Annotated in this window: 21 protein-coding genes and 1 pseudogene; 13 read left to right on the plus strand and 9 right to left on the minus strand. The window is 72.1% G+C overall.

The window, feature by feature from the left end; all coding sequences use genetic code 11:
- The first annotated feature begins 223 nt into the window (after positions 1-223).
- The 3 genes from Asera_RS19860 (at position 224) to Asera_RS19870 (ending at position 2,478) form a co-directional block, all read left to right on the plus strand.
- The gene (locus Asera_RS19860) at positions 224-604 is read left to right on the plus strand and encodes an OB-fold nucleic acid binding domain-containing protein (protein ID WP_030444725.1); all 381 of its coding nucleotides are present in this window, start codon (positions 224-226) and stop codon (positions 602-604) included.
- 4 nt (positions 605-608) lie between these two features.
- Positions 609-1,307, plus strand: coding sequence for a DUF3159 domain-containing protein (locus tag Asera_RS19865; RefSeq protein ID WP_244843953.1), 699 nt, complete (start codon positions 609-611; stop codon positions 1,305-1,307).
- Between the two features lie 229 nt (positions 1,308-1,536).
- A complete protein-coding gene (locus Asera_RS19870; protein WP_051801737.1) occupies positions 1,537-2,478 on the plus strand; it encodes a type IV toxin-antitoxin system AbiEi family antitoxin domain-containing protein in 942 nt (313 codons plus the stop codon).
- A 266-nt stretch (positions 2,479-2,744) separates the two neighbouring features.
- Here Asera_RS19870 and Asera_RS19875 read toward each other — a convergent pair whose 3' ends face one another.
- Positions 2,745-3,431, minus strand: a complete 687-nt coding sequence (locus Asera_RS19875) for a potassium channel family protein (RefSeq protein ID WP_030444722.1) — start codon at positions 3,429-3,431, stop codon at positions 2,745-2,747.
- 9 nt (positions 3,432-3,440) lie between these two features.
- Complete coding sequence (locus tag Asera_RS19880; protein ID WP_030444721.1) at positions 3,441-4,109, minus strand: potassium channel family protein; 669 nt, start codon at positions 4,107-4,109, stop codon at positions 3,441-3,443.
- A 206-nt stretch (positions 4,110-4,315) separates the two neighbouring features.
- On the opposite strand from Asera_RS19880, the gene Asera_RS19885 reads away from it, so the two are divergent.
- The 3 genes and pseudogenes from Asera_RS19885 (at position 4,316) to Asera_RS19895 (ending at position 8,307) form a co-directional block, all read left to right on the plus strand.
- Positions 4,316-6,337 carry an APC family permease gene (locus Asera_RS19885; protein ID WP_051801735.1) on the plus strand — a complete coding sequence of 674 codons (2,022 nt, stop codon included), beginning with the start codon at positions 4,316-4,318 and terminating at the stop codon, positions 6,335-6,337.
- 106 nt (positions 6,338-6,443) lie between these two features.
- A pseudogene (locus Asera_RS19890) lies at positions 6,444-7,774 on the plus strand (class I SAM-dependent RNA methyltransferase).
- The gene (locus Asera_RS19895; protein WP_035295421.1) at positions 7,771-8,307 is read left to right on the plus strand and encodes a hypothetical protein; all 537 of its coding nucleotides are present in this window, start codon (positions 7,771-7,773) and stop codon (positions 8,305-8,307) included. Before Asera_RS19890 ends, Asera_RS19895 begins: the two are co-directional and overlap by 4 nt.
- Positions 8,308-8,348: 41 nt before the next feature.
- Here Asera_RS19895 and Asera_RS19900 read toward each other — a convergent pair whose 3' ends face one another.
- Together Asera_RS19900 and Asera_RS19905 are read right to left on the minus strand one after the other, a co-directional pair.
- Positions 8,349-9,002: a VC0807 family protein gene (locus tag Asera_RS19900; RefSeq protein ID WP_030444717.1), complete on the minus strand. Its 654-nt coding sequence runs from the start codon at positions 9,000-9,002 to the stop codon at positions 8,349-8,351.
- 209 nt (positions 9,003-9,211) lie between these two features.
- Positions 9,212-9,853, minus strand: a complete 642-nt coding sequence (locus tag Asera_RS19905; protein ID WP_030444716.1) for an HAD-IA family hydrolase — start codon at positions 9,851-9,853, stop codon at positions 9,212-9,214.
- A 211-nt stretch (positions 9,854-10,064) separates the two neighbouring features.
- Here Asera_RS19905 and Asera_RS19910 point away from each other — a divergent pair, with 211 nt between their 5' ends.
- The 4 genes from Asera_RS19910 (at position 10,065) to Asera_RS19925 (ending at position 14,685) form a co-directional block, all read left to right on the plus strand.
- Positions 10,065-11,261 carry an ROK family transcriptional regulator gene (locus Asera_RS19910; protein WP_051801734.1) on the plus strand — a complete coding sequence of 399 codons (1,197 nt, stop codon included), beginning with the start codon at positions 10,065-10,067 and terminating at the stop codon, positions 11,259-11,261.
- A gap of 161 nt (positions 11,262-11,422) precedes the next feature.
- Complete coding sequence (locus tag Asera_RS19915) at positions 11,423-12,532, plus strand: substrate-binding domain-containing protein (RefSeq protein WP_035295418.1); 1,110 nt, start codon at positions 11,423-11,425, stop codon at positions 12,530-12,532.
- 75 nt (positions 12,533-12,607) lie between these two features.
- Positions 12,608-13,435 (plus strand): ATP-binding cassette domain-containing protein, encoded by an 828-nt coding sequence (locus tag Asera_RS19920; RefSeq protein WP_030444713.1) that lies wholly within the window; start codon positions 12,608-12,610, stop codon positions 13,433-13,435.
- Positions 13,432-14,685, plus strand: a complete 1,254-nt coding sequence (locus Asera_RS19925) for a sugar ABC transporter permease (protein WP_030444712.1) — start codon at positions 13,432-13,434, stop codon at positions 14,683-14,685. Before Asera_RS19920 ends, Asera_RS19925 begins: the two co-directional genes overlap by 4 nt.
- Positions 14,686-14,795: 110 nt before the next feature.
- Here Asera_RS19925 and Asera_RS19930 read toward each other — a convergent pair whose 3' ends face one another.
- The 5 genes from Asera_RS19930 to Asera_RS19950 form a co-directional block, all read right to left on the minus strand.
- On the minus strand, positions 14,796-15,737 hold the full coding sequence (locus tag Asera_RS19930) for an ABC transporter ATP-binding protein (RefSeq protein WP_035295415.1): 942 nt from the start codon (positions 15,735-15,737) through the stop codon (positions 14,796-14,798).
- 72 nt (positions 15,738-15,809) lie between these two features.
- A complete protein-coding gene (locus Asera_RS19935) occupies positions 15,810-16,811 on the minus strand; it encodes an ABC transporter ATP-binding protein (protein ID WP_030444710.1) in 1,002 nt (333 codons plus the stop codon).
- A gap of 52 nt (positions 16,812-16,863) precedes the next feature.
- The gene (locus tag Asera_RS19940) at positions 16,864-17,760 is read right to left on the minus strand and encodes an ABC transporter permease (RefSeq protein ID WP_244843957.1); all 897 of its coding nucleotides are present in this window, start codon (positions 17,758-17,760) and stop codon (positions 16,864-16,866) included.
- Positions 17,757-18,728 carry an ABC transporter permease gene (locus Asera_RS19945; protein ID WP_051801732.1) on the minus strand — a complete coding sequence of 324 codons (972 nt, stop codon included), beginning with the start codon at positions 18,726-18,728 and terminating at the stop codon, positions 17,757-17,759. Before Asera_RS19945 ends, Asera_RS19940 begins: the two co-directional genes overlap by 4 nt.
- 78 nt (positions 18,729-18,806) lie before the next feature.
- The gene (locus Asera_RS19950) at positions 18,807-20,354 is read right to left on the minus strand and encodes an ABC transporter substrate-binding protein (RefSeq protein WP_030444707.1); all 1,548 of its coding nucleotides are present in this window, start codon (positions 20,352-20,354) and stop codon (positions 18,807-18,809) included.
- A 115-nt stretch (positions 20,355-20,469) separates the two neighbouring features.
- On the opposite strand from Asera_RS19950, the gene Asera_RS19955 reads away from it, so the two are divergent.
- From Asera_RS19955 to dxs, 3 genes are all read left to right on the plus strand, one after another.
- Complete coding sequence (locus Asera_RS19955; RefSeq protein WP_051801729.1) at positions 20,470-21,723, plus strand: serine hydrolase domain-containing protein; 1,254 nt, start codon at positions 20,470-20,472, stop codon at positions 21,721-21,723.
- Positions 21,720-23,057, plus strand: a complete 1,338-nt coding sequence (locus Asera_RS19960) for an anhydro-N-acetylmuramic acid kinase (protein WP_051801728.1) — start codon at positions 21,720-21,722, stop codon at positions 23,055-23,057. The genes Asera_RS19955 and Asera_RS19960 overlap by 4 nt, the downstream gene beginning before the upstream one ends.
- Before the next feature lie 207 nt (positions 23,058-23,264).
- Complete coding sequence (dxs, locus tag Asera_RS19965; protein WP_051801726.1) at positions 23,265-25,214, plus strand: 1-deoxy-D-xylulose-5-phosphate synthase; 1,950 nt, start codon at positions 23,265-23,267, stop codon at positions 25,212-25,214.
- Positions 25,215-25,227: the final 13 nt, after the last annotated feature.

The following is a 25,227-nucleotide window of genomic DNA, read 5'->3' on the forward strand; positions in this document are numbered from 1 at the left end:
CGGCGGCGCTGGAGCGCGCCGCCGTCACGTCCACGGAGCCGCTGCGGGGCACCGCCGGACACCCTCCTCGTACCGAAACCGTGCCGCCGGCCGTCTCCTCGGGCCGGTGTCCCGACGGTACGCACAGCAGGCCGGATACCCGACTTTTCGGGTCATCGTTTTGTCGTGGAAACGGCGTACGCTTGCTGAGCGGGCGCACGCCCAGGGAGGTGCAACAACGGTCATGACGACCGGCGAACGCGAGTCGTCGATCAAACGGTTCCTGCGCCGCATCGCCGCGAGCGATGCGGAGCTGGAGGCGGAGGACCTGCAACGGGGAAGTGCCGAGTCGGGATGCACCCCGGCCCGGTCCTGTGGGCGGGGCCAGCTTGTCACCGTTACCGGCCGACTGCGTACTGTGGTCTACACGCCACGCACGAACCTGCCCACGCTGGAAGCCGATCTGTTCGACGGCACCGACGTGGTCACGCTGGTGTGGCTGGGCCGTCGGCACATCGCCGGCATCGAACCGGGGCGGATGCTCACGGTTCGGGGCCGGGTCGCGATGCGCGACGACCGCAAGGTCATCTACAACCCGTACTACGAGCTGGAGACGCCGAGGTGATCGAGTGAGCGCCGACGAGCACGCCGAGTCGGCCGCCCCGACCACCGCCGACGAGGCGGTACCGACGTTCTCCGAGCAGATGTCGACCCAGCTCGGCGGGATCCGCGGGGTGCTCGAGTCGTGCATCCCGGTCCTGGTGTTCATCGGCGTCAACATCGCGGTGTCGCTGCGCCCGGCGCTGATCGCGGCGGTCGGCATCGCGGTGCTGATCGGCCTCTACCGGCTGATCCGGCATCAGCCGGTCCGGCACGCGGTGAACGGCCTGTTCGGCATCGCCATCGGCGGGGTCATCGCCTGGAAGACCGGCCAGGCGAAGGACTTCTACGCACCCGGCATCTTCATCGCGTTCGGGTACGCGGCGATCCTGCTCGGCTCGATGGTCGCCCGGCGCCCGCTCATCGGGTACGTCTGGGGCATCGTGATGACCGGCGGCAAGCACACCTGGCGGGAGAGCGGCCGGCTGCTGCGGGTGTTCCAGTGGCTGACCCTGCTGTGGGCCGCCTGCTTCGTGCTGCGCGGTGCCGTCCAGGGCATCCTCTACTGGGCCGACGCGCCGACGCTGCTGGGCCTGTCCCGGGTCGCCCTGTCCTGGCCGCTCTACGTCGCCCAGCTCGCCATCACGCTGTGGGCGGTCCGTCGCGCCGCCCGAACCGACCCCGCCCCACCCCCGCCTGACCCCCGCCCGTCCCCCCGCCCTCGTTGATCAAGGTCCCGCCGAGTTGATCAAGGCCTCGCCGAGTTGATCAAGGGAATTGGGCACGTTGTGCCTGGACGCGCTGTCGCGATCCCTTGATCAACTCCTGCGGCCCTTGATCAACGAGGGCGGGGGCGGTGGGGGTGACGGGGTGGTCGGGTGTCCACAGGGGGCCCGGTTGTCCACAGGGGACGGCGGTCGGGTCGATGCGGGGGCTCGGAGCGGGGAGTCTCGGCGCATGACCGCACTACGAGATGCCGAAGACCTCGCGGCGAGTCGGCACGGCGTCATCACCGCCGCGCAGTGTCGGAAACTCGGCGTCGCGATCGGCGACGTTCGTGGCGCCTGCCGCCACGGCCGCTGGCGCCGCGCGCTGCACGGTGTCTACCTGGTCGAGCGCATGGTCGAGGACGAGTCGGTCGCGCTGGCGCAGGCTGCCGTGTCCTCGGTCCCGGCGGGCAGCGTGTGCGTGCTGCAGACCGCCGCCCTGCTCCACCGGCTGGCGGTGCCGCGATCGCCGGGGCAACTGCATGTCTCGGTCCCGCCGGATCAGGTTCGTGCTCAGCGTCGGCGGGACAGGACACTCCGGATCCATCAACTCGTCCATGACCGCGCCGACCGCACGGCGGTCGCCGGTGTGCCATGTACGACCCCGGTTCGCACGGTCGCGGACCTGATCCTGCGAATGTCGCGGTACGACGCGGTGGCGCTGCTTGACTCCGCGCTGCAGGCACGACTGATCGACGATGTCGGCCAGGTCGAGCCATTGCTGCGGGGTCGACGCGGATGCATCCGGGCCCGGCAGTGGCTGGGAGAGACGGCAGTGGCCGAGTCGCCGCTCGAAACACGGGTGCGGCTTCGCTGCATCGATGGTGGGGTCCCACCGTCCGATCTGCAGTACGAGGTCCTCGACGGGGACGGTGTGCTGCTGGCGCGCGCCGATTTCGCCTGGCGGCGACAGAAGCTGCTGGTGGAAGCGGACGGCGAAGGGCCGCACGGCGGTCCGGAAGCGCTGTTTCACGATCGGCGGCGGCAGAACCTGCTCGTCGCTGCCGGGTATCGGATGCTGCGGTTCACCTGGAAGGACACCCTGCGGCCGGAGACGATCCCGGCCGCGGTACGGGCGGCTCTTGCGCGCGCCTCTTACCCGGCCGACGGCCGCAGACGTCCTGCGGCCTGATTCGCTCGGGCAACCGACGCCCTGGTTGCCCGGCTGACGGCCGCAGACGTCCCGCGGCCTGATTCGCCGGGACAACCGACGCCCTGGTTGCCCGGCCGACGCCCGCAGACGTCCTGCGGCCTGATCCGCCGGACAACCGGCGCCGGGGGTGTCGATCAAGGGCGCACGATGTCGATCAAGGGATTCGGCCACATTTCACCCGGTCGACGCGAACGAATCCCTTGATCAACTTTGCCTGGGGGAGGCCGCGCCGGGAGGGACGGGGGTCAGTCGTCGGTGGGTGGGGTGGGCTCGGCGGCGCCGAGGATGACGCGGCGAACCTCTGACTCGACCTCGGGAATGCAGACGAACACCAGCTCGTCGCCGGCCTCGATCGGGTCGTCCAGGCTGGGCACCAGGACCCGGCGGCCGCGGACGATGCCCACCAGCGCGCTGTCGTGTGGCAGCGGCACCTCCCGTACCGGCTTGCCGACGTGCGGCCCGTGCGGCGGCAGGGTGATCTCGACCAGGTTCGCCTGGCCCTGCCGGAAGCTCATCAGCCGGACCAGGTCGCCGACGCTGACCGCCTCCTCGACCAGCGCGGCCATCAGTCGCGGCTTGGAGACCGAGACGTCGACGCCCCACTGCTCGGTGAACAGCCACTCGTTCTCGGCGCGGTTGACCCGGGCGACCACCCGGTTGACCGCGAACTCGGTCTTGGCCAGCAGCGACACGACCAGGTTGGACTTGTCGTCGCCGGTCGCGGCGACCACGACGTCGCAACTGTCCAGCTCGGCGTCGGTGAGGCTGGACAGCTCGCACGCGTCGGCGAGCATCCACTCGGCGTCCGGCACCCGTTCGGGCCGGATGGCGGCCGGTGCCCGTTCGATCAGCAGGACCTGGTGGCCCTTGTCGAGCAGTTCCTGGGCGATGGAGCGGCCGACGTTGCCGGCACCGGCGATCGCGATCCGCATGGGAACCTCCTAGTGCGCCGAGTCGGCCGGTGCGGCCCCGGCGGTCGCCGTCACCGTGTCCTGCATGTCGTCGGTGACCAGAAAGAACACCTGGTCACCGTCCTGCAACACGGTGGATGCGGTGGGCAGGGTGCCGATTCCGAAGCGCATCAGGTACGCCACCCGGGCGCCGGTGGCCTCCTCCAGCGCGCGCAGCGGGTACGCCACCCAGCCGGGATCCAGCGACGCCTCGATGATCGCCACCGAGTTGGTGGGGTCGCGCCACATCTCGATGTGCCCCTCCGGCAGCATGTGCCGCAGGATCCGGTCGGCGGTCCACCGCACGGTGGCGACGGTGGGGATGCCGAGCCGCTCGTACACCTCGGCCCGGCGCGGGTCGTAAATGCGGGCCACCACGCTGGTGACGCCGAACGTCTCGCGGGCGACCCGGGCGGCGATGATGTTCGAGTTGTCGCCGGACGAGACCGCGGCAAACGCGTCGGCCCGTTCGATTCCGGCCTCGGTCAGCACCTGCTGGTCGAAACCGGTGCCGTTGACGGTCACGCCACCGAAGTCGTCGCCGAGCCGGCGGAACGCCTCCGCGTTCTGGTCGATCACGGCGACCGAGTGGCCGCGCGCCTCGAGGCTGTGGGCCAGGGTCGAGCCGACCCGGCCACATCCCATGATCACGACGTGCATCGGCCTCCGCCTCCCAGGTACCGCCCGCCGGGCCGTTCCCCGTCGAGTATCCGGTATCCGCGCCGCAGGGGTGCCCTCCCGCGCCGCCGCCGGACGAACCGTACCTGGCGCCGACGGGTACCGGTGGGGCGGCCCGCGGCGGGCGGATGAGACATCCGGGCGCCTCGGAGCGCGCGGCGGGCGAGGGGCCCGTACGCTTATCCTCCGTGACTTCTCCGACGTCGCTGCTGAAACGGCTGGTCCTGGGGCGGCCGTTTCGCTCCGATCGGCTACAGCACACGCTGCTGCCCAAGCGGATCGCGTTGCCGGTGTTCGCCTCCGACGCCCTGTCCTCGGTCGCGTACGCACCCGACGAGATCCTCCTGACGCTGTCGGTGGCCGGTGGTGCCGCCCTCGCGTTCTCGCCCTGGATCGCGCTGTGCGTGTCGGTCGTGATGATCACCGTGGTGGCGAGCTACCGGCAGAACGTGCACGCCTACCCGTCCGGCGGCGGCGACTACGAGGTGACCACGGTCAACCTCGGCAGCCGGTTCGGCCTGGCGGTGGGCAGCGCGCTGATGGTCGACTACGTGCTGACCGTCGCGGTGTCGACCTCGTCGGGCATCGCCAACCTGGGGTCGGCGATCCCGTTCGTGGAGCAGCACCGGGTCATCATCGCGGTGATCTGCGTGCTGCTGCTGACCGCGGCGAACCTGCGCGGGCTCAAGGAGTCCGGCACCGCGTTCGCCATCCCGACCTACGCGTTCATGGTCGCGATCATCGGGATGATCCTGGTGGGCCTGTTCCGGATCTTCGTCCTGGGCCAGAGCGTGAAGGCCGACAGCGCCGGGCTGACGCTCAAACCCGAGCACTCGCTGACCGGCTTCGCGTTCTTCTTCCTGCTGCTGCGCGGGTTCTCGTCCGGCTCGGCCGCGCTGACCGGTGTCGAGGCGATCTCCAACGGCGTGCCCGCGTTCCGCAAGCCGAAGAGCAAGAACGCCGCGACCACGCTGCTGCTGCTCGGTGTCATCGCGATCACCATGCTGGTCGGCATCGTGCTGCTGGCCCGCCTGACCGGCGTGCAGTACGTCGACAACCCGGCCACCCAGCTGGTCGACGCGCCCGACGGGTACGTGCAGAAGACCGTCACCGCGCAGCTGGCCAGTGCGGTGTTCGCGCACTTCACCCCGGGCTTCTACTTCGTCGCTGCGGTGACCGCGATCATCCTGCTGCTGGCCGCGAACACGGCGTTCAACGGCTTCCCGGTGCTCGGCTCGATCCTTGCCCAGGACCGGTACCTGCCGCGCCAGCTGCACACCCGGGGCGACCGGCTGGCGTACTCCAACGGGATCCTGTTCCTGGCGGTGTTCGCCTGCGTGCTGATCCTGGCGTTCCAGGCCAACCCGACCCGGCTGATCCAGCTGTACATCGTGGGCGTGTTCGTGTCGTTCACGCTGTCGCAGACCGGCATGCTGCGGCACTGGAACCGGCTGCTGCGCACCGAGCGCGATCCGTCCGCCCGGCACCGGATGATGCGGTCCCGGGCGATCAACGGGTTCGGTGCCTGCCTGACCGGCGTGGTGCTGATCATCGTGCTGGTCACCAAGTTCCTGGCCGGCGCGTGGATCGCGATCGCCGCGATGGCGGTGATCTACGCGCTGATGCTCGGCATCCGCCGGCACTACGACAAGGTGGCCGCGGAGCTCGCGCCGCCGGACGAGCGGGCCGTCCTGCCGGCCCGTAACCATGCGGTGGTGCTGGTCAGCCAGCTGCACCTGCCGACCCTGCGGGCCGTCCAGTACGCCCGGGCGACCCGCCCGGACACGCTGACCGCGGTGACCGTCAACGTCGACGACACCGACACCCGCCGGCTGCAGGCCGAGTGGGACGAGCGCGACCTGCCGGTGCCGCTGACCGTGATCGACTCCCCGTTCCGCGAGATCACCCGGCCGATCATCGCGTACGTGCAGAACATGCGCCGCACCTCGCCGCGCGACGTGGTCACCGTGTTCATCCCGGAGTACGTGGTGGGCAAGTGGTGGGAGCACCTGCTGCACAACCAGAGCGCGCTGCGGATCAAGGCGCGGCTGCTGTTCGAGCCGGGCGTGATGGTCACCAGCGTGCCGTGGCAGCTGGCCTCCAGCGAGAACCGGGACGACGCCCGCCGGGTCCGGCGCGGCGTGGCCCGCCGCCCCGGCGGCGACGGCGACGATCCGGGTTCCGCCGACGACCTGGTGCTGCGCCGATGACCGCGGTACGGGCAGCGCAGCAGGGGCTGATCGGGCTGTTCAACGGCGCCCGGCCGGAGCTCGGGCAGGGCGCCGCGTTCCCGGCTGCGACGGTCCGGGTGGTCCGGTGACCGCGCCCCCGGCCGGCCCGGCGGTCGGCGACACGCTGCGGCTGACCGTCGGCAAGGTGGCCGCCGGCGGCCACTGCGTCGCCCGGTACGAGGGGCAGGTCGTCTTCGTCCGGCACGCGCTGCCCGGCGAGGTCGTCGACGCCACCGTCACCGAGGTCAAGCGCGGGTTCCTGCGCGCCGACGCGGTGGTGGTGCACACCGCGTCCGCCGACCGGGTGCCGCCACCCTGCCCGTACGCGGGGCCCGGGCGCTGCGGCGGCTGCGACTGGCAGCACGCGACGCCGGCCGCGCAGCGCCGGCTCAAGGCCGACGTGCTCGCCGAGCTGCTGGTACGGCTGGGCAAGCTGACGCAGGCCCAGGTCGACGCGCTGGAGGTCACGGTCGCCGAGCTGCCCGGCGGCCCGCTCGACTGGCGTACCCGGGTGCGGTACGCGGTGGACCGGGCCGGGCGCGCCGGGCTGCGCGCGCACCGCTCGCACCGGATCGTCGAGATCGACGCCTGCCCGATCGCCACCCCGCGGTACGGGAGCTGCCCGTCACCGACCGCGGCTGGCGGCCGGGCAGCGAGCTGACCGTGGTGTCCTCCACCGCCGGTGACCCCGCGGTGCTGGAACACCGCGAGGTGCCCGCGGGGCGCGGCCGGGACCGGCGCCGGAGCCGGACCGTGACCCGGCTGGTGTACGGCGAGGCCACGGTGATCGAGCGGGCCATCGGTACCGAGTTCGAGCTGCCGGCCGAGGCGTTCTGGCAGGTGCATCCGGCCGCCGCGGACACGTTCGCGGCGACCGCACTGGAGCTGCTCGAGCCGCGCGCCGGCGAGCGCGCCTTCGACCTGTACGGCGGGGCCGGGCTGTTCGCCGTCGCGCTGGCTCGTGAGGTCGGTACCGACGGGTCGGTGACGCTGGTCGAGTCGCACCCCGGCGCGGCCGACGCCGCCCGGCACAACGTGCGCGAGCTGCCCCGGGTCGAGGTCGTCGCCGGCCGGGTCGAACGGGTACTCCCGTCGCTCGGCCCCGCCGACCTGGTGCTGCTGGATCCGCCGCGCTCCGGCGCGGGCGCCACCGTGGTGGAGCAGATCGTGGCGGCCGCCCCGCGCGCGGTCTGTTACGTCGCCTGCGATCCGGCCGCGCTGGCCCGCGACACCGCGACGTTCACCGCGCTGGGCTGGCGGCTGAGCCAGCTGCGCGGCTTCGACGCGTTCCCGATGACCCAGCACCTGGAGTGCGTCGCGCTGTTCGAGCCGGGCGGGGTGGCTTCGGCCGAGCGAACCGGCCCCGCGCAGCCGGGCACGGGACTTCCCGAGGGCGTACCGGGGGAGGAACGATGACCGATCCGGTCACGTGGCTGCCGGCGCCGCTCGCACCGGGCCTGACCGAGGCGGAGCTGTCGGCGGTCGAGGCACGGTTCGGCTTCCGGTTCGCCGCCGACCACCGGGCGTTGCTCGCCGCCGTGCTGCCGGTCGGCCCGCGCTTCCCCGACTGGCGCAACGGCGCCGAGGCGGAGCTGCGGGAGCGGCTCGCCTGGCCGGTCGAAGGACTGCTCCTCTCGGTGGAGCACGGCGCCTTCTGGTACCCGGCCTGGGGCGGCCGGCCGGCCGCCACGGCCGACGCACTCGCCCTGGCCCGTCGCGAGCTCGCCACCGTGCCGCCGATGGTGCCGATCTACTCGCACCGGTACCTGCCGGGGGTCGGTGGGCGGGCCGGTCACCCGGTGCTGTCGATGCACCAGAGCGACATCATCGTCTACGGCGCCGACCTGCCCCGCTACCTGCGCGCCGAGTTCGGTCCGGACGGCTGCACGCCGGAACTGGTCGCCGGCGCCCGGCCCACGGTGCCGTTCTGGTCGGACCTGCTCAGCTGACCGCGGTGGCGCTCACGCGTCCCGGCCGGGCGGTCGCCGGCTCAGGCGGTGGCGCGGAAGGGCAGGTGCAGCCGGATGCCCTCACGGCCGAGCGAGCGGCGGAACCACACCAGCGAGACGACGATCGCGACGCCGATCAGCGAGTACGACGCGGCGGTGCCGATCAGCAGGTAGCTGCCGAGGCTGGTACGGGCGAGCATCCACAGCGTCAGCCCGCCGCTGACCAGGAACACCGACGACCACAGCACCGAGACCTGGTGGAAGAACCGTCGCACCCGCGGGTTGTCGGTCAGCTCGGCCGGGAACACGCAGAAGTCGGCGGCGAGCTTGGCGATCAGCGACTTGCCGAACGGCAGCAGGGCGAGGAACGCCAGCCCGATCACGAAGTCCTGCAGCGAGGGGGACAGGAAGTACAGGAACACGCTGTTGGTGACGTACCCGACGGCGGTGCGCACCACCAGCAGCGCGGTCATGAACGCGAGCACCGTCGGGATCGGCCGCCGGGTGACCAGTCGCCAGGTCAGCGCCGCCAGCGACCAGCCGAGCGCGGCGAACAGCGCGCCGTGCAGCCCCACCAACGCCATGACCAGGTAGAACAGCCCGAGCGGGATGAGCGTCGCTTCGAGCAGGTGCTTGACCCCGTGCCGCAGGTGTACGCCCAGCGCGGGTAGGTGGATGGTCAGGGCATCGGACATGGGTCGGCTTGCCCTCTCGGTCGTGCCGGGCCCGCCGTCGGCGCGGCGCAGCGGTCAGGGGTGTCCGCGCGTCCCGGCTGTCGCCCGCTCACGCGGTGTTGCCGCAGCGTAGCCGATGTGGCCGGGCCCGGCCAGACCCGGTGACCGTGCGCCGGGCCGCCGTCACAGCCGAGCCGGACGGCCCGCCCGCGCGCGCCGGAACACCCGGTTCAGGCCGCGCCGAGGACGAGTCGGCTGGTACCGGTCACGGAAAGGTGCGCGAGGTTCGGCAGCACCAGGTCGGCCTTCAACTCCTCCGGCCGGTGCGTACCGGCCACCGCGACGGTCGCCATGCCGGCGGCCCGGGCTGCGGTCAGCCCGGCCGGCGCGTCCTCGACGACCACGCAGCGTCGCGGTGCGACGCCGAGCCCGGCGGCGCCGGCCAGGTACGGCTCCGGGTCGGGCTTGCCGTGCCGGACGTCGTCGGCGCTGACCAGGACCCGCGGTGCGGGCAGCCCGGCCGCGGCCAACCGGGCCGCGGCGAGCCGCCGAACCCCGGAGGTGACGACCGCCCAGCGCGCCGGGTCGAGCCGGGCCAGCAGTTCGGCGGCGCCGGGCAGTGCGGTGACGCCGGTCAGGTCGGCGAGTTCCAGTTCCTGGATGCGGGCGTCGGCCGCGTCGACCTCGTCGGCGGGGACCAGGTCGGCCACGATCGAGCGCGAGGTGCGGCCGTGTGTCTGGATCGAGGCGAACCGCGCCTCGCTGATGCCGCGTTCGGCGGCCCAGGCGGTCCAGGACCGGATCACCGCGGGCAGCGAGTCCACCAGGGTGCCGTCGAGATCGAACAGCAGTGCGTCGGCGATCAGCTCCACCCGGGCAACGTTACCGGGCAGTTACCTTCACCGCCCCGGGGCCCGCGGTGAGCTGCCGCACGGGTACGCCGAAGGCCTCGGTTCGGATTCGGCTCTTGACGGATGTACGTGTCACAGGCGCACCATAGCTTCAGTTCTTGTACTCGTAGCCGAAACCCGTGCCGATCCCCACGCGTCCGCCCGGGGTACCGGCTGGACGCAGGGAGCATGCATGCCTGGCCGTGGCGCCGACGTCCACCCACCGGGGTCGCAGTCCTCGCTGCACCGGGCGAACGTGACCCGGGTACTGCGCGCAGTGCGGGACGCCGGTGCGCTCAGCCAGGCCGAGATCTCCCGTCGCACCGGCCTGTCGGCCGCGACGGTGTCCAACATCGTGCACGAGCTGGCCGACGGCGGCGCGGTCGAGGTACGGACCGGCTCGGCCGGCGGCCGCCGGGTGCGCCGGGTGGCGCTGAGCCGGTCCACCGGGCTGGTGGTCGGCGTCGACTTCGGCCACTCCCACCTGCGGGTCGCGGTCGGCGACCTGTCCCACCGGGTACTCGCCTCCGACGCGGTGCCCGCCGACGTGGACACGTCCGCCGAGCAGGCGCTGGACCGCGCGGAGGAGCTGATCGACACGCTGCTGCGGCGCGCCGGGGCCGGGCGCGACCGGGTGCTCGGGGTCGGCCTGGGCGTGCCGGGGCCGATCGACGTGGACACCGGGGAGATCGGTTCCAGCGCGCTGCTGCCCGGCTGGATCGGGGTGCGGCCCAGGGAGGCCCTGCAGCGGCGGGTCGACCTGCCGGTACACGCGGACAACGACGCCAACCTGGGCGCGCTGGGCGAGCTGGTGTTCGGGGCCGGCCGGAACCAGGGCGATCTGATGTACCTGAAGGTCTCCACCGGCATCGGTGCCGGGCTGGTGCTCGGCGGCCGGATCTACCACGGCGCCGGCGGGACGGCCGGCGAGATCGGGCACATCACCCTGGACGAGTCGGGGCCGGTCTGCCGGTGCGGCAACCGCGGCTGCCTGGAGACCCAGGCCAACGCGAAGTACCTGCTGTCGCTGTTGCGCGACAGCCACGGCGAGGACGTGACCGTGGCCCGGGCGATCCGGCTCGCGCACGAGGGTGATCCGGGCTGTCGGCGGGTACTCGCCGACATGGGTCGTCACCTTGGCGTGGGCGTTGCGGCGTTGTGCAACCTGCTGAACCCCCGGTGCGCGATCATCGGTGGAGACCTTGCGGCGGCCGGTGATCTGCTGATCGGCCCGTTGCAGGAGTCGGTGGCGCGGTATGCGATCCCGAGCGCGGCCCGGCAGCTGCGGGTGCTGCCGGGCACGCTCGGGGCCCGCGCGGAGGTGCTGGGTGCGTTGGCGTTGGCGATGGCCGAGACCGATCAGGCGGTGGGCGTGGCGGCCGGCGGTTGACCACGTTCGGGCTGATGACCGGGGCAATGTTCGGGTAGATAACGAATGGGCGCGGTTTTGCGCCGATCCATCTTCACTTGTTGACGACGCCAGCACATAGCGGTTGACTGTCGTGAACTTGGCCGCGTGAGTGCGGCCTGTGTCAGGGAGGTTTCGTGCACGTGAGGACTTACTTGCGTCGCGGGCTCGCCGTCGCCGCCGTAGCCGTGATCGCCATCGGCGTCGCGGGGTGCGGCAAGGCCAAGCAGGCCGGCGGCGGCAGCGGCGGCGAGAAACTCAGCGTCGACAAGGGCTTCAAGATCGGCATCTTGCTGCCGGAGTCCAAGACCGCCCGGTACGAGAAGTTCGACCACCCGTTCCTGGCGGCGGACATCAAGAAGCTGTGCCCGAAATGCACCATCGAGTACCGCAACGCCAACCAGGACGCCGACACTCAGCGCCAGCAGGTGGACGCGGTACTGGCGGCCGGCGCCAAGGTGCTGATCCTGGACTCGGTCGACTACAAGTCGATCAAGTCGTCGGTGCAGAAGGCGCACGACCAGGGCGTCAAGGTCATCGCGTACGACCGGCTCGCCCAGGGGCCGATCTCCGGCTACTCGTCGTTCAACAACGTCGACATCGGCAAGCAGCAGGGCGAGGCGTTCCTGAAGGCCATCTCGGCCAAGGGCAGCCCGAAGCGCGGCAAGGTGATCCTGGTCAACGGCTCGCCCGACGACCCGAACGCGCCGGACTTCAAGAAGGGCATGCACAGCGTCCTGGACGGCAAGGTCAACGTGGGTGCCGAGTACGACACCCAGGACTGGAGCCCGGACCAGGCGCGGCAGGAGGTCGCCGGCGCGATCAGCAAGGTCGGCGCGAAGAACATCATCGGTGTGTACGCCGCGAACGACGGCATGGCCGGCGGCGCGATCTCCGCGCTCAAGGCCGCGAACGTCACCCCGCTGCCGCCGGTGACCGGTCAGGACGCCGAGCTCGCCGGCATCCAGCGGATCCTGACCGGTGAGCAGTACGCCACGATCTACAAGTCGATCAAGCCGCAGGCGCAGGCCGCCGCCGAGATGGCGGTCGACGTGGCCACCGGCAAGAAGTGGACCGGCAGCAGCGACAAGGTCAACAACGGCACCGTGTCGGTGCCGGCGAAGATCGTCCCGGCGACCACGGTGACGTTCGACAACATCGAGTCGACGGTGGTCAAGGACGGCTACTGGAAGCCGTCGGAGATCTGCACCGCCAAGTACAAGGCCGACTGCACGAAGGCCGGCATCAAGTAACTCGCTGAAGCACGGCCCGGGAACCGACACGGTTCCCGGGCCGGTTCTTCAGGTTCCGGCGACGTACGGCAAGGGATGGTTGAGGTGACAAGCGCACCGGCGCAGACGGACACACCAGTGCTCGCGCTGCGCGGCATCAGCAAGAGGTTCGGCGCGGTGCAGGCGCTGGCCGACGTGGACCTGGAGGTCCACGCGGGCGAGGTCGTGGCGCTGGTCGGTGACAACGGCGCCGGCAAGTCCACCCTGGTGAAGACGATCGCCGGGGTCGAGACGATCGACTCGGGCGTGATCGAGTGGCAGGGCCGGCCGGTCTCAATCGGCAAGCCGCACGACGCGACCAACCTGGGCATCGCGACGGTGTACCAGGATCTGGCCCTCGCGGACAACCTGGACGTGGTGAGCAACCTGTTCCTCGGCCGGGAGATCCGCCGGTTCGGGCTGCTCGACGAGGTGGAGATGGAGCGCCGCTCCCGGGAACTGCTGGACACGCTGTCCATCAAGATCCCGAGCGTGCGCATCCCGGTGGCGTCGCTGTCCGGCGGGCAGCGGCAGACGGTGGCGATCTCCCGGTCGCTGCTCGGCGACCCCAAGGTCGTCATCCTGGACGAGCCGACCGCGGCGCTCGGCGTCGAGCAGACCGCACAGGTGCTCGACCTGGTGGAGCGGCTGCGCGGGGAGCGCGGCCTGGGGGTGATCCTGATCAGCCACAACATGGCCGACGTGGGCGCGGTGGCCGATCGGGTGGCGGTGCTGCGGTTGGGCCGCAACAACGGCGTCTTCGACATGCAGGACACCACTCAGGAGCAGATCATCTCCGCGATCACCGGGGCAAGCGACAACGCTGTCACCCGGCGCGCGGCACGGCACACCGGATCCGAACCGGCCGGCGAGGGGGAGAAGTGAGCGACACCGACCAGACCGCCGCGCCGGCGGCGCAGGTGGATCCGCGACTGGTCCTCGCCCAGGGCGGGGTGCGCGGGTACCTGCGGGAGTTCTGGCGCCGGGTCCGCGGCGGCGAGCTCGGCTCGATCCCGGTGGTCGTCGGGCTGATCGTGATCTGGGCGATCTTCCAGTCGCTCAACTCCGGTTTCCTGTCGCCGAGCTACCTGACCGAGCTGTCGATCAACATCGTGGCCACCGGCATGCTCGCCCTCGGCATCGTGTTCGTCCTGCTGCTGGGCGAGATCGACCTGTCCATCGGGTCGGTGTCGAGTGCCTGTGCCGCGATCGTCGCGGTGGCGAACCAGACCTGGGGGCTGAGCGAGGGACTGTCGATCCTGCTCGCGGTGGCCGCCGGCCTGGTGATGGGGCTGATCCACGGCTTCTTCTTCGCCAAGGTCGGGGTGCCGGCGTTCATCGTCACGCTGGCCGGTCTGCTGGGCTGGCTCGGCGTCTCGCTGTGGGTGCTGGGCAAGACCGGCTCGTACAACCTGACCAACGCCAACGGGCTGATCGACCGGCTCACCAACACCTACTTCGAACAGCTGTTCTGGGGCTACCTGGTGGCGATCGCCGTCGCGGTGGTCTACTTCCTGATCAGCCTGCGCGGCAGCCTCGCCCGCCGGCGGGCCGGGATCCCGGCCCGCAGCGTCACCGAGGTGATCATTCGCAGCGCGGTGCTCGCGGTGGTCCTGTTGGCCGTCGCGGTGGTGTTCAACCAGGCCCGTGGCCTGCCGCTGGCGCCGCTGATCTTCCTGGCGTTCATCCTGATCGCCGGCTTCGTGCTGAACCACACCTCGTACGGGCGGAAGGTGTTCGCGGTCGGCGGCAGCATCGAGGCCGCCCGCCGGGCCGGCATCAACGTCGCCGCGGTGCGGATCAGCGTGTTCGCGATCTCCGGCACGATGGCCGCGATCGGCGGCGTGTTCTACGCGTCGGTCAACCGCGGCGTCACCCAGTCCGGTACCGGCCAGCAGATCCTGATGTACGCGATCGCCGCGGCCGTCATCGGTGGTACCAGCCTGTTCGGTGGCCGTGGCTCGGCGTTCTCGGCGCTGCTCGGGGTGCTGGTCATCCAGTCCATCTCGGCCGGGATGAACCTGCTCGGCATCACCAACTACGCGCAGTACATGGTGACCGGTGTCGTGCTGCTCGCCGCCGTGGTCATCGACTCGGTGTCGCGCCGCAGCCAGAAGGCCTCCGGCCGAGCCTGAGTACCGCTGCACGCCACGGGCCGCCGTCCCTGCCGGGGACGGCGGCCCGTTTCGTTTCGTGCGGCCGGGTTCGTTCGTGCGCTCCGGTACGCCGGCCCGGACGGGCGTGGTCAGACCAGGTGACAGGCGACGAGGCGGTCGCCGTCCGGCCGCGGCAGCAGCGGCGGCTCGGTGGTCCGGCAGCGGTCCTCGGCGATCGGACAACGCGGATGGAACCGGCACCCGGGCGGCGGGGCGGCCGGGTCGGGCACCTCACCGGTGAGGGTGCGACCGGCACGGCCCGACTCGACGGTGGGATCGGCGACCGGTACCGCGTCGTGCAGCGACCGGGTGTAGGGGTGCAGCGGATCGTCGGACACCTGCCGCCAGCCGCCGGCCTCCACCACCTTGCCCAGGTACATCACCGCGATCCGGTCGCACAGGTGCCGCACCATGCCCAGGTCGTGCGAGATGAACAGGTAGGTCAGGCCGAGCGAGGCGCGCAGCGACGCGAGCAGGTTCATCACCTCGGCCCGTACCGACACGTCGAGCGCGGACACCGGCTCGTCCAGCACCAGCACCCGTGGCTCGACCGCCAGCGCCCGGGCGATGCCGACCCGCTGGCGCTGCCCGCCGGACAGCTGGTGCGGGTACCGGTCGCCGACCGAGGCCGGCAGCCCCACCATCTCCAGCAGCTCGCCGACCCGGCGGGTCGCGGCGGCGCCGCGCGCCAGGTCGTGCACCGCCAGTACCTCGGCGAGCGTGGCGGTGATCCGGCGGCGCGGGTTCAGTGACGCGTACGGGTCCTGGAACACCAGCTGGATCGTCCGGCGCAGCCGCCGCAGTTGCGCGCCGCGGGCCGTCGCCACGTCGATGCCGTCCACCAGGATCCTGCCGGCGGTCGGCCGCTCCAGCGCGACCAGCAGCTTGGCGGTGGTCGACTTGCCGCAGCCCGACTCGCCGACCAGGCCCAGCGTCTCGCCCTCGGCCACCACGAAGCTGACCCCGTCGACCGCCCGCACCACCCCGTCGGAGGTCCGGTAGTGCCGCGCCGCCTCGGTCACCTCGATCATCGAGCCTCCTCCGCGGGAGAGAGCGCGTCGTCGGTCATTTCGGCTCCTCCGCGGGAGAGAGCGCGTCGTCGGTCATTTCGGCTCCTCCGCGGGAGAGAGCGCGTCGTCGGTCCAGCGCTCCCGGGGTACGAAACAGGCGGTGTCGGCGCCGCCGCGGCGGACCGGCTCGGGTTCGGCCACCGCGCATCCGGGCTCACGCTGCGGGCAGCGCGGTTCGAACGGGCAGCCCGCCGGCAGCGCGGTAAGATCCGGTGGCGCGCCGCCGATCTGCGGCAACGGCCCGCGGACCGTGTCGGTCGGCGACGGGATCGACGCGAGCAGCGCGGCCGAGTACGGATGCTGTGGGGCGGCGAACAGTCCCCGGGTGGGTGCCGCCTCGGCGATGCGGCCCGCGTACATCACCGCGACCCGGTTCGCGATCCGCGCCACCACGCCGAGATCGTGCGTGATCCACAGGACGGCGAGGTCGTGCGCCACGCGCAGCTCGTCCACCAGCGCGAGGATCTGCTGCTGAATGGTCACGTCCAGCGCGGTGGTCGGCTCGTCGGCGATGAGTACCTTGGGGCGCAGGGCAAGCGCGCTCGCGATCACGACCCGCTGGCGCTGCCCGCCGGAGAGCCGGTGCGGGTAGCTGCGCGCGATCCGCTCCGGCTTGGGCAGCCCGACCTCCTCGATCGCCGACAGGGTGCGCTTCTTCGCCTCGGCGCCGTCGACACCGTGCGCCCGCAACCCCTCGGCGATCTGCGCGCCGACCGTCATCAGCGGGTTCAGCGCGGTCATCGGATCCTGGTAGATCATCGCGACCGTGCCGCCGCGCCGGGTCCGCCGCTCGGCTGCCCTGAGCGAGAGCAGGTCCTCTCCGTCGACCAGGATCCGTCCGGCGGACACGCGGGCGCCGTCGGGCAGCAGGCCCAGTACCGACAGCGCGGTGAAGCTCTTGCCGCTGCCAGACTCGCCGACCAGCCCGACGATCTCGCCGGCGTCGATGGACAGCGAGATGCCGCGTACCACCGGCAGTTCCCCGCCGTCGGTCGCGACGACGGCGTGCAGATCCTGGATCTCCAACACACTCACGAACGTGCCTTTCTCACCGGAACGCTCGGCCACCGGGGGGCGCGCCGGCCGCTCACCGGCGTACCGTCCTCGGGTCCAGGGCGTTGCGCAGGCCGTCGCCGATCAGGTTGAGCCCGATCACCGCGACCACCACGGCCAGGGCCGGGAACAGCAGCGTCCACCAGGCGTCCGGGAAGAAGTTGCGGCTGTCGGCGACCATCAGGCCCAGCGACGGGCTCGGCGGCTGGGTACCGAGGCCGAGGAAGGACAGCCCGGCCTCGGTCAGGATCGCCCAGGACAGCGCGAGCGCCACCTGTACCGCGATCGGGGCCGAGACGTTCGGCAGCACGTGCCGGAACAGCAGCCGGGAGCGGGAGAAGCCGAGCACCCGGCCGGCCCGGACGTACTCGGACTCGCGCACGGCCAGCACCGGCCCGCGCGAGGTCCGGACGAAGATCGGGGTGTACACCACGGCGATGGCCACCGCGGTGTTGAACCAGCCGTGCCCGAGCGCGGCGACCAGCGCCAGCGCCAGCAGCGTGGCCGGGAACGCGAACAGCACGTCGGTCAGGCGGCCGACGACGGCGTCGAGGATGCCGCCGGCGAAGCCGGACAGCACCCCGAGCAGGCCGCCGATCACGGTGGCGATCGCGACCGACACGGCCGCGACCCGCAGCGAGGCGAAGATGCCGGCAGCGACCCGGGCGGCGATGTCCCGGCCGAACTGATCGGTACCGAGCCAGTGCGCGCCGGACGGCCCGGCGAGCTGGCCGGACTGGTGCTGTGCCAGCGGATCCTGCGCCAGGTGCAGCAGCGACACGAGCGCGACCAGCACCAGTACGCCGATCAGTACCACGCCGATCGCCCCGTTGCGGTCGGCGACGATGCGGCGCGGCAGCGACGGCTGGCCGGCGGTACGCGGCGCCGCCGGGGCGACCGCCGCGGCGGCCGGCGGCATCTCGGTCGTCATGCCCGCCTCCCCTCGGAGCGGGTCCGCGGGTCGAGCAGCCGGTACACGATGTCCACGGCGAAGTTGACGAGCACGAACGCCGCGGCCACCAGCAGCGTGACGCCCTGCACGATCGCGTAGTCCTGGTGCAGGATCCCGTCGAGCAGCAGCCGACCCAGCCCGGGCAGCGCGAAGACCTGCTCGACCACCAGGGTGCCGCCGAGCAGGTAGCCGAACTGGATGCCGACCATGGTCACGATCGGGATGCCGGCGTTGTGCAGGATGTGCCGGAACCGCACCCGCAGCTCGGTCAGCCCCTTGCCCCGGGCGGTACGCACGAAGTCCGAGCCGGCCGCCTCCAGGTACGCCGACCGGGTGGTGCGCATCACCGTGGCGGCCAGCCCGACCGCGAGTACCAGGGCGGGGTAGAGCATCTGGCGCAGGTTGCCGGCGAACGAGTCGCCGAGCGAGACGTAGGTGCCGGCGCTCGGCGAGTACGCGAACGCCGACGCGAGCCACGCCACCGTCACCGTCGCCACCACGAACTCCGGCAGCGCCAGCCCGAGCAGCCCGACGCCCTGGACGGAGAAGTCCCGGGCGCCGCCGGGGCGGCTCGCGGCGAGCATCCCGAACAGCACGCCGATCGGTACCGCGATCACCATCGCCAGTACCGCGAGTTCCACGGTGACCGGCAGCGCCTGGCCGATCAGGTGCGTGACCGGTACGCCGGTGTCCATCGAGACGCCGAGGTCGCCGCGCAGCAGCCCGCCGAACCAGCGGAAGAACTGGGTGACCGGGGAGGCGTCCAGCCCGTAGAAGTGGCGCAGCGCGGCGCGCTGGTCGGCGGTGAGTGTCGCCGCCTGGGTACCGAGCTTCGCGGTGATGGTGTCGCCGGGCAGCGCCCGCAGCACGACGAACACCACCACCGCCACGCCGAGCAGGGTGCCGGCCATGCCGGTCACCCGCCCGGCCAGGTAACGCACACTCATCGACGTGCCTCCTCCGTCGGAACGTCGATGAGGCACGAAGGCCGGTACCGATGATTCGCTCGCTGGCGCTCGCTCATGTCAGGACAGGCCCGCGACGCGCAGGTTCTCCAGCGAGTCCGACGGCGTCGCGGTGAACCCGGTCAGGTTGTTGGCCTGCAGGTAGTAGGTCTGGTTGCGGAACAGCCACACCCATGGCGAATCGATGTTGAGCTGCTTGGACAGGTCGCCGAACACCTGCTTGCGGGTCGCCTCGTCGGTCGTCGCGTTGCCCTGGCGCAGCAGCGAGTCGAGCTTCTTGTCGGCCAGGCCGGCCGGCACCTTCAGGCTGCCGTCGGTGGTGAAGTACCGGTTGTACTGCAGGTACGGGTCGGTGCTGCCGCCGTTGAGCGCCACCGCGGCGTCGAAGTTCGCCTTCGACCAGTTCGGCACGTACACGTTGGTCTGCTGCCGGTCCAGGTCGAGCGTGATGTTGACCTTCTTCAGCTGCGCCTGCAGCACCTGCGCCAGGTTCGTCGACGTCGAGTACTGCCCGGTCATCACGATCGTCTTGAGGTGGAATCCCTTGGCGTACCCGGCCTTGGCCAGCATCTTCTTGGCCGCGGCGGTGTCGCCGTCGGTGCAGCCGAGCCCCGCCAGCGGGTCGTACGAGTAGGCCGGGCTCACGATCGGGCCGGTCTGCTTCGCCTGTCCGAAGTAGACGGTGTCGATCGCGTCCTTGCGGTTCACCGCGCACCCGATCGCCTGCCGTACCGCCTGCTTCTTGAGCGGGCCGCGGCGGCCGTTGAGCTGCAGCACGTGGTAGTCCAGCGTCGGGTTGGCGACGAGCTTCATCCGCTTGTTGCTGGTCAGCTGCTTGGTCAGGGCCGGGTCGCTGACGATGCCGAGGCTGAAGCTGCCGGCCTTCATGCCGGACACGATCGACGCCTCGTCCGGGATGACGCGGAACTGCACGCCGGCGTTCTTCGGCGCGCCGCCCCAGTAGTGCTTGTTCGCCGTGAGGTCCAGCTGCTGGCCTTGCTTCCACGTCTTCCACTGGTACGGGCCGGTGCCGTCCGGCTTCTTGTCCACGGTGCCGGCCTTGATGTCGGCGGCGGACAGGATCGACGTACCGGTGTAGGACAGCGCGGTGAGCAGCGACGCATCCGGCTGCTTGAGCGTCAGCTTGAGGGTGTGCGCGTCCGGCGCGTCGACCGCGGACACGTTCGCCAGGTACGACGCGTCGACCGAGGCGGTCTTCGGGTCGCGGATGCGGTCCAGGGTCGCCTTGGCGTCGGCCGAGGTGAAGGCCTGCCCGTGGTGGAACTTCACGCCGGTGCGCAGCGCGAACGTGACGGACTTGCCATCGTCGCCGACGGTCCACTTGGTGGCGAGGCCGGGCACCAGCTTCCCGCTGGCGTCGGTGTCGACCAGCTGGTCGTAGACCAGCGCGAGGGTCTGGTTGGTCGCGAACGCGGTGGCGCGGGCCGGGTCGAGCACGTCGACGTCCGCGGTACGGGCGACGACCAGCTCGGCCTTGCTCCCGGACTTGGTGTCGGAGCTCGGGCTCGGGCTGCAGGCGACCGCGCCGGCACCCAGTGCCAGGATCGCGGTGGCGACGCCCCATCGGCGGGCGGGAATCCTTGTCACGGCTGGTCCTCCGTACTCGGAGTTCGGGATCGACAGAGAGTAACCTCCCCGCGAAGTGCCTAGTCAAGGGGTACCGGGTGTGTGCTTGTCGTCGAAGGTTATTTACAGTCCGGGGATGGCCGAGAACCTCAGTGACATCGTCGCCGACCTGACCGCAGCCGGCGTACCAGGCGTGTTGCTGCGCGTCGCGGACCACCGCGGCACGGTCGCCGAGCTGACCGCGGGCCACCGCCAGACATACCGGATGGCGCCCGGTTCGGGCTGGCTTCCGGCCGAGGAATCGTCACCGACCGTGTCGGCGGCGACGCCACCCTGCGATGATCCGGCACCGGTGGGTGTCGGCCCCGCCGGCCGGCACCCGCGCGCCGACGAGAGCGGCGGCGAGCCGCGGCGCCCGCTGGTACGGCTTGCCGACCCGGCACCGCTGACGCCGGACGCGGTGTTCGACCTCGCCTCGGTGAGCAAGGTCGCCGGCACGACCGCCGCGCTGATGACGCTGGCCGAGTCCGGCGCGGTCGACGTGGACGGCCCGGCCCGTGACTGGCTGCCGGCGCTCGCGCCCGACATCCGGGTGCGCGACCTGCTGCGACACCGCGCCGGTCTAGCCGAGTGGTGGCCGATGTACGCAGGGTCACCAATGGCCGGATCGTCGGCCGCCGGGGACGCCGACCCGGCGGCGGCGATCGCGGCGCTGCCGGCGCGGTACCCGATCGACGCCGAGCGGCACTACTCCGACCTCGGGTTCATGCTGCTCGGCCTGATCGTGACCCGGGCCGCCGGCCGGCCGCTGGACGACGCGGTGCGCCGGCTGGTGGTGGAGCCGGCCGGCATGACCGGCGCGCACTACCGCCCCGGCGGTCGTGGCCCGGCCGTGCCGCTGGTCGCGACCGGGCACGGCGACTGGTACGAGCGGCGGATGCTCGCCACCGGCCAGCCGTACCCCACCGGCATCGAGCCGTCGGCGTTCGGCCGCTGGCGGGAGCACACCATCGTCGGTGAGGTGCACGACGGGAACGCCTGGCACGGCTTCGGCGGGGTCGCCGGGCACGCCGGGCTGTTCGGCGGCGCCGACGACCTCGTGGCGTTCGGCCGGGCGCTGCTCGCCGCCGACGGCCCGTGGCGTCCCGAGACGGTACGGCGGTTCGCCGCCGCCGGCCCGGACGCCGGCCAGGGGCTCGGCTTCTGGCGGTGGCCGGAGCACGGCGCGATCGGGCACGGCGGCTTCACCGGCATCCGGTTCGGGGTACTGCCGGACGTGCAGCGCATCGTGCTGCTGATGACCAACCGGGTGCACGCGACCGGCACCCGGCTGCTCGACCTCAACCCGTACTGGGACCGCATCCTCACCGCCGCCCGGGAGCAGACATGACCAACGACACGACCACCGCCGGCGACCACGGCGCGGCCCGGCACCCGACCCGGGTGGTCGGCCTGATGTCGGGCACCTCCTACGACGCGATCGACGTGGCCGCCGCCGAGTTCGAGCGCTCCGGCGACACCCTGCTGATGCGCCCGCTCGGCGCGCTCGGCGTCGGGTACGACGAGAGCCTGCGGTCCGCGATCGGGGCGATCCTGCCGCCGGCACCGACCACCATCGAGGCGGTCTGCCGGTTGACCACGCGCCTCGGCCACGCGTACGCCGCGGCGGCGCAACGCGCCGTCACCGAGCTGTGCGGCGGCCGGGCCGACCTGGTCTGCTCGCACGGCCAGACCGTGTACCACTGGGTCGACGGTGGCCGCGCCCTCGGCACCCTGCAACTGGGCGAGCCGGCCTGGCTCGCCGCCGCGACCGGCCTGCCGGTGGTTTCCGACGTGCGGTCCGCCGACCTCGCCGCCGGCGGCCAGGGTGCCCCGCTGGTGCCCATGTTCGACGCGCTGCTGCTCACCCCGGACGCCGGCGGGCCGCGCCGGGCCGCGCTCAACCTCGGCGGTATCGCCAACATCACCGTCCTGCCCGAAGCCGCTGCCCCGAGCGCGACCTCCGCGAACGCAGGCCGGTCCGACGGTGTCGCCCCGAGCGGTGCCGCATCCTCCGATGCCGCGGCCCCGGGCGGCGCCGCAGCGTTCGGCGCAACCTCGACCGGGGGCGCCGTAGCGGGCGTACTCGGCTACGACACCGGGCCGGCGAACGCGCTGATCGACGTGGCGTGCGAGCGGTTCTTCGGCGAGCCGTACGACGCGGCCGGCCGCCACGCCGCCGCCGGTACGGTGCTGCCCGAGCTGCTCGCCGCGCTGCTGGCCGAGCCGTACTACGCGGCGCCGGCGCCGAAGTCGACCGGCAAGGAGCTGTTCCACCCCGGCTACCTGGACGGCTTCCTGACCGGGGACGAGCGCGGCGAGGACGTCGTCGCCACGCTGACCGAGCTGACCGCCCGTACGGTGGCCGACGAGCTGCGCACGCACCGCATCGCCGAGGTCGTGGCGGCCGGCGGCGGCCTGCGCAACCCGGTCCTGACCGACCGGATCGCCGCGCTGGCCGGCTGCCGGCTGCTCTCGATCGACGCGTACGGCATCGACCCCGACGCGAAGGAGGCGTACGCGTTCGCCCTGCTCGGCTGGCTGACCTGGCACGGCCTGCCCGGCGCGCTGCCCAGCGTCACCGGCGCCGAGCGGCCGGCGATCCTCGGCTCGATCACCCCCGGTACGTCCCCCCTGCGGCTCCCGCCGCCGGCCGCGATGCCCGCCCGGTTGCGCCTGGTGTGACCGGTACGTCCGCCCGGCGGGGCCGGCCCGGGGAACGGCGAACCTGCGTGGCGGTGCGAACCGTACGTCCTTGATCGACCGCGCTGGGTGCTCGGCCGAGGTTTGTGGGGGAGTTGTGAAGGAGTGGGGGAATGACTGCGCGAATGTCGTCGCCTCCTCGTCTCGCTCGCGGATGTGACCCGGCCGGCAGGTCTAGACTTCGTGCCCATGACATCGCCTGACGGCCTGCTCGGCTCCGTGCAATCCCCCGCCGACCTGCGCCGCGTGCCGGCCGACCGGCTGCCCGAGCTGGCGAGCCAGATCCGCGAGTTCCTTGTCACCAAGGTGGCGAAGACCGGTGGCCACCTCGGCCCGAACCTCGGTGTGGTGGAGCTGACGCTGGCGCTGCACCGGGTGTTCGACTCGCCGGACGACCGGATCCTGTTCGACACCGGGCACCAGGCCTACGTGCACAAGATGCTCACCGGCCGGCAGGCCGGCTTCGACTCGCTGCGGCAGCGCGACGGGCTGTCCGGCTACCCGTGCCGGGCCGAGAGCGAGCACGACACCATCGAGAACTCGCACGCCTCCACCGCGCTGTCCTACGCCGACGGGCTGGCCAAGGCGTACGCGCTGAAGGGGGAGCGGCGGCACGTGGTCGCCGTGGTCGGCGACGGCGCGCTGACCGGCGGCATGTGCTGGGAGGCGCTGAACAACATCGCCGCCTCCGACCGCCCCCTGGTGATCGTCGTCAACGACAACGGCCGGTCGTACTCGCCGACCATCGGCGGGCTCGCCACCCACCTCGCCTCGCTACGCCTGAGCCCCGGGTACGAGCGGGTGCTGGAGCGGGTGAAGGAGTCGTTGAGCCGCACCCCGCTGGTCGGCCCGCCGGCGTACGAGGTGCTGCACGCGGTGAAGAAAGGCCTCAAGGACGTGCTCGCGCCGCAGCCGATGTTCGAGGACCTGGGCCTCAAGTACGTCGGGCCGGTGGACGGGCACGACATCCTCGCGCTGGAGAGCGCGCTGGTGAAGGCGAAGCGGTTCGGCGGGCCGGTCATCGTGCACGCCATGACCCAGAAGGGCCGGGGGTACCAGCCGGCCGAGACCGACGCCGCCGACCGGCTGCACGGCCCCGGCGCGTTCGACCCGAAGACCGGCAAGCCGCTGGCCAAGCCGAGCGCGAAGTGGACCAGCGCGTTCGCCGAGGAGCTGGTCAAGGTCGCCGGCGAGCGCAACGACATCGTCGGCATCACCGCCGCGATGGCCGGCCCGACCGGCATCGAGAAGCTGCGCGAGGTGTACCCGGACCGGGTGTTCGATGTCGGCATCGCCGAGCAGCACGCGGTCACCTCGGCCGCCGGCCTGGCGCTGGGTGGCATGCATCCGGTCGTCGCGCTGTACTCGACGTTCCTCAACCGGGCGTTCGACCAGCTGCTGCTCGACGTCGCGCTGCACGAGCTGCCGGTCACGTTCGTGCTGGACCGGTCCGGCATCACCGGCCCGGACGGCCCCAGCCACTACGGCATCTGGGACACCTCGATCCTCGGCGTGGTGCCCGGTCTGCGGCTCGCCGCGCCACGCGACGGCGCCCGCGTCGCGGAGGAGTTCCGGGAGGCGGTCGCGGTCGACGACGGCCCGACCGTGGTGCGGTTCCCGACCGGCTCGCTGCCGGCCGAGCTGCCCGCGGTCGAACGGTTCGGCGACGGCATCGGCGCCGTCGACGTGTTGCGCCGCGACGCCCGCGCCGACGTGCTGCTCGTCGCCGTCGGCTCCTTCGCGCACCTGGCGATGGACGTGGCCGAGCGGCTCGCCGGGCAGGGCTACGGGGTGACCGTGGTCGACCCGCGCTGGGTCCGGCCGGTGTCGCCGCACGTCGTGGCGCTCGCCGCCGAGCACCGGCTGGTCGTCACCGTCGAGGACGGGGTACGCGCCGGCGGTTTCGGCACCGCGGTCGTGCAGGCGCTGTCCGACGCCGAGGTGTCGGTGCCGGTGCGCGACATCGCCGTACCGGTCGGGTTCCACCAGCAGGGCACCCGCAACGAGATCCTCGCGGCGCTCGGCCTGACCGCGCAGGATGTCGCGCGCCAGGTCACCGGCTGGATCGCCGGCGTCGACTCGGACCACGCCGGTACCGTCGGCACGCCCACCGGGCAGCTGCGCCGCCCGGCCCGCTGACCGCCGACCATCC

Source organism: Actinocatenispora sera (genome assembly GCF_018324685.1).
Taxonomy (GTDB): domain Bacteria; phylum Actinomycetota; class Actinomycetes; order Mycobacteriales; family Micromonosporaceae; genus Actinocatenispora; species Actinocatenispora sera.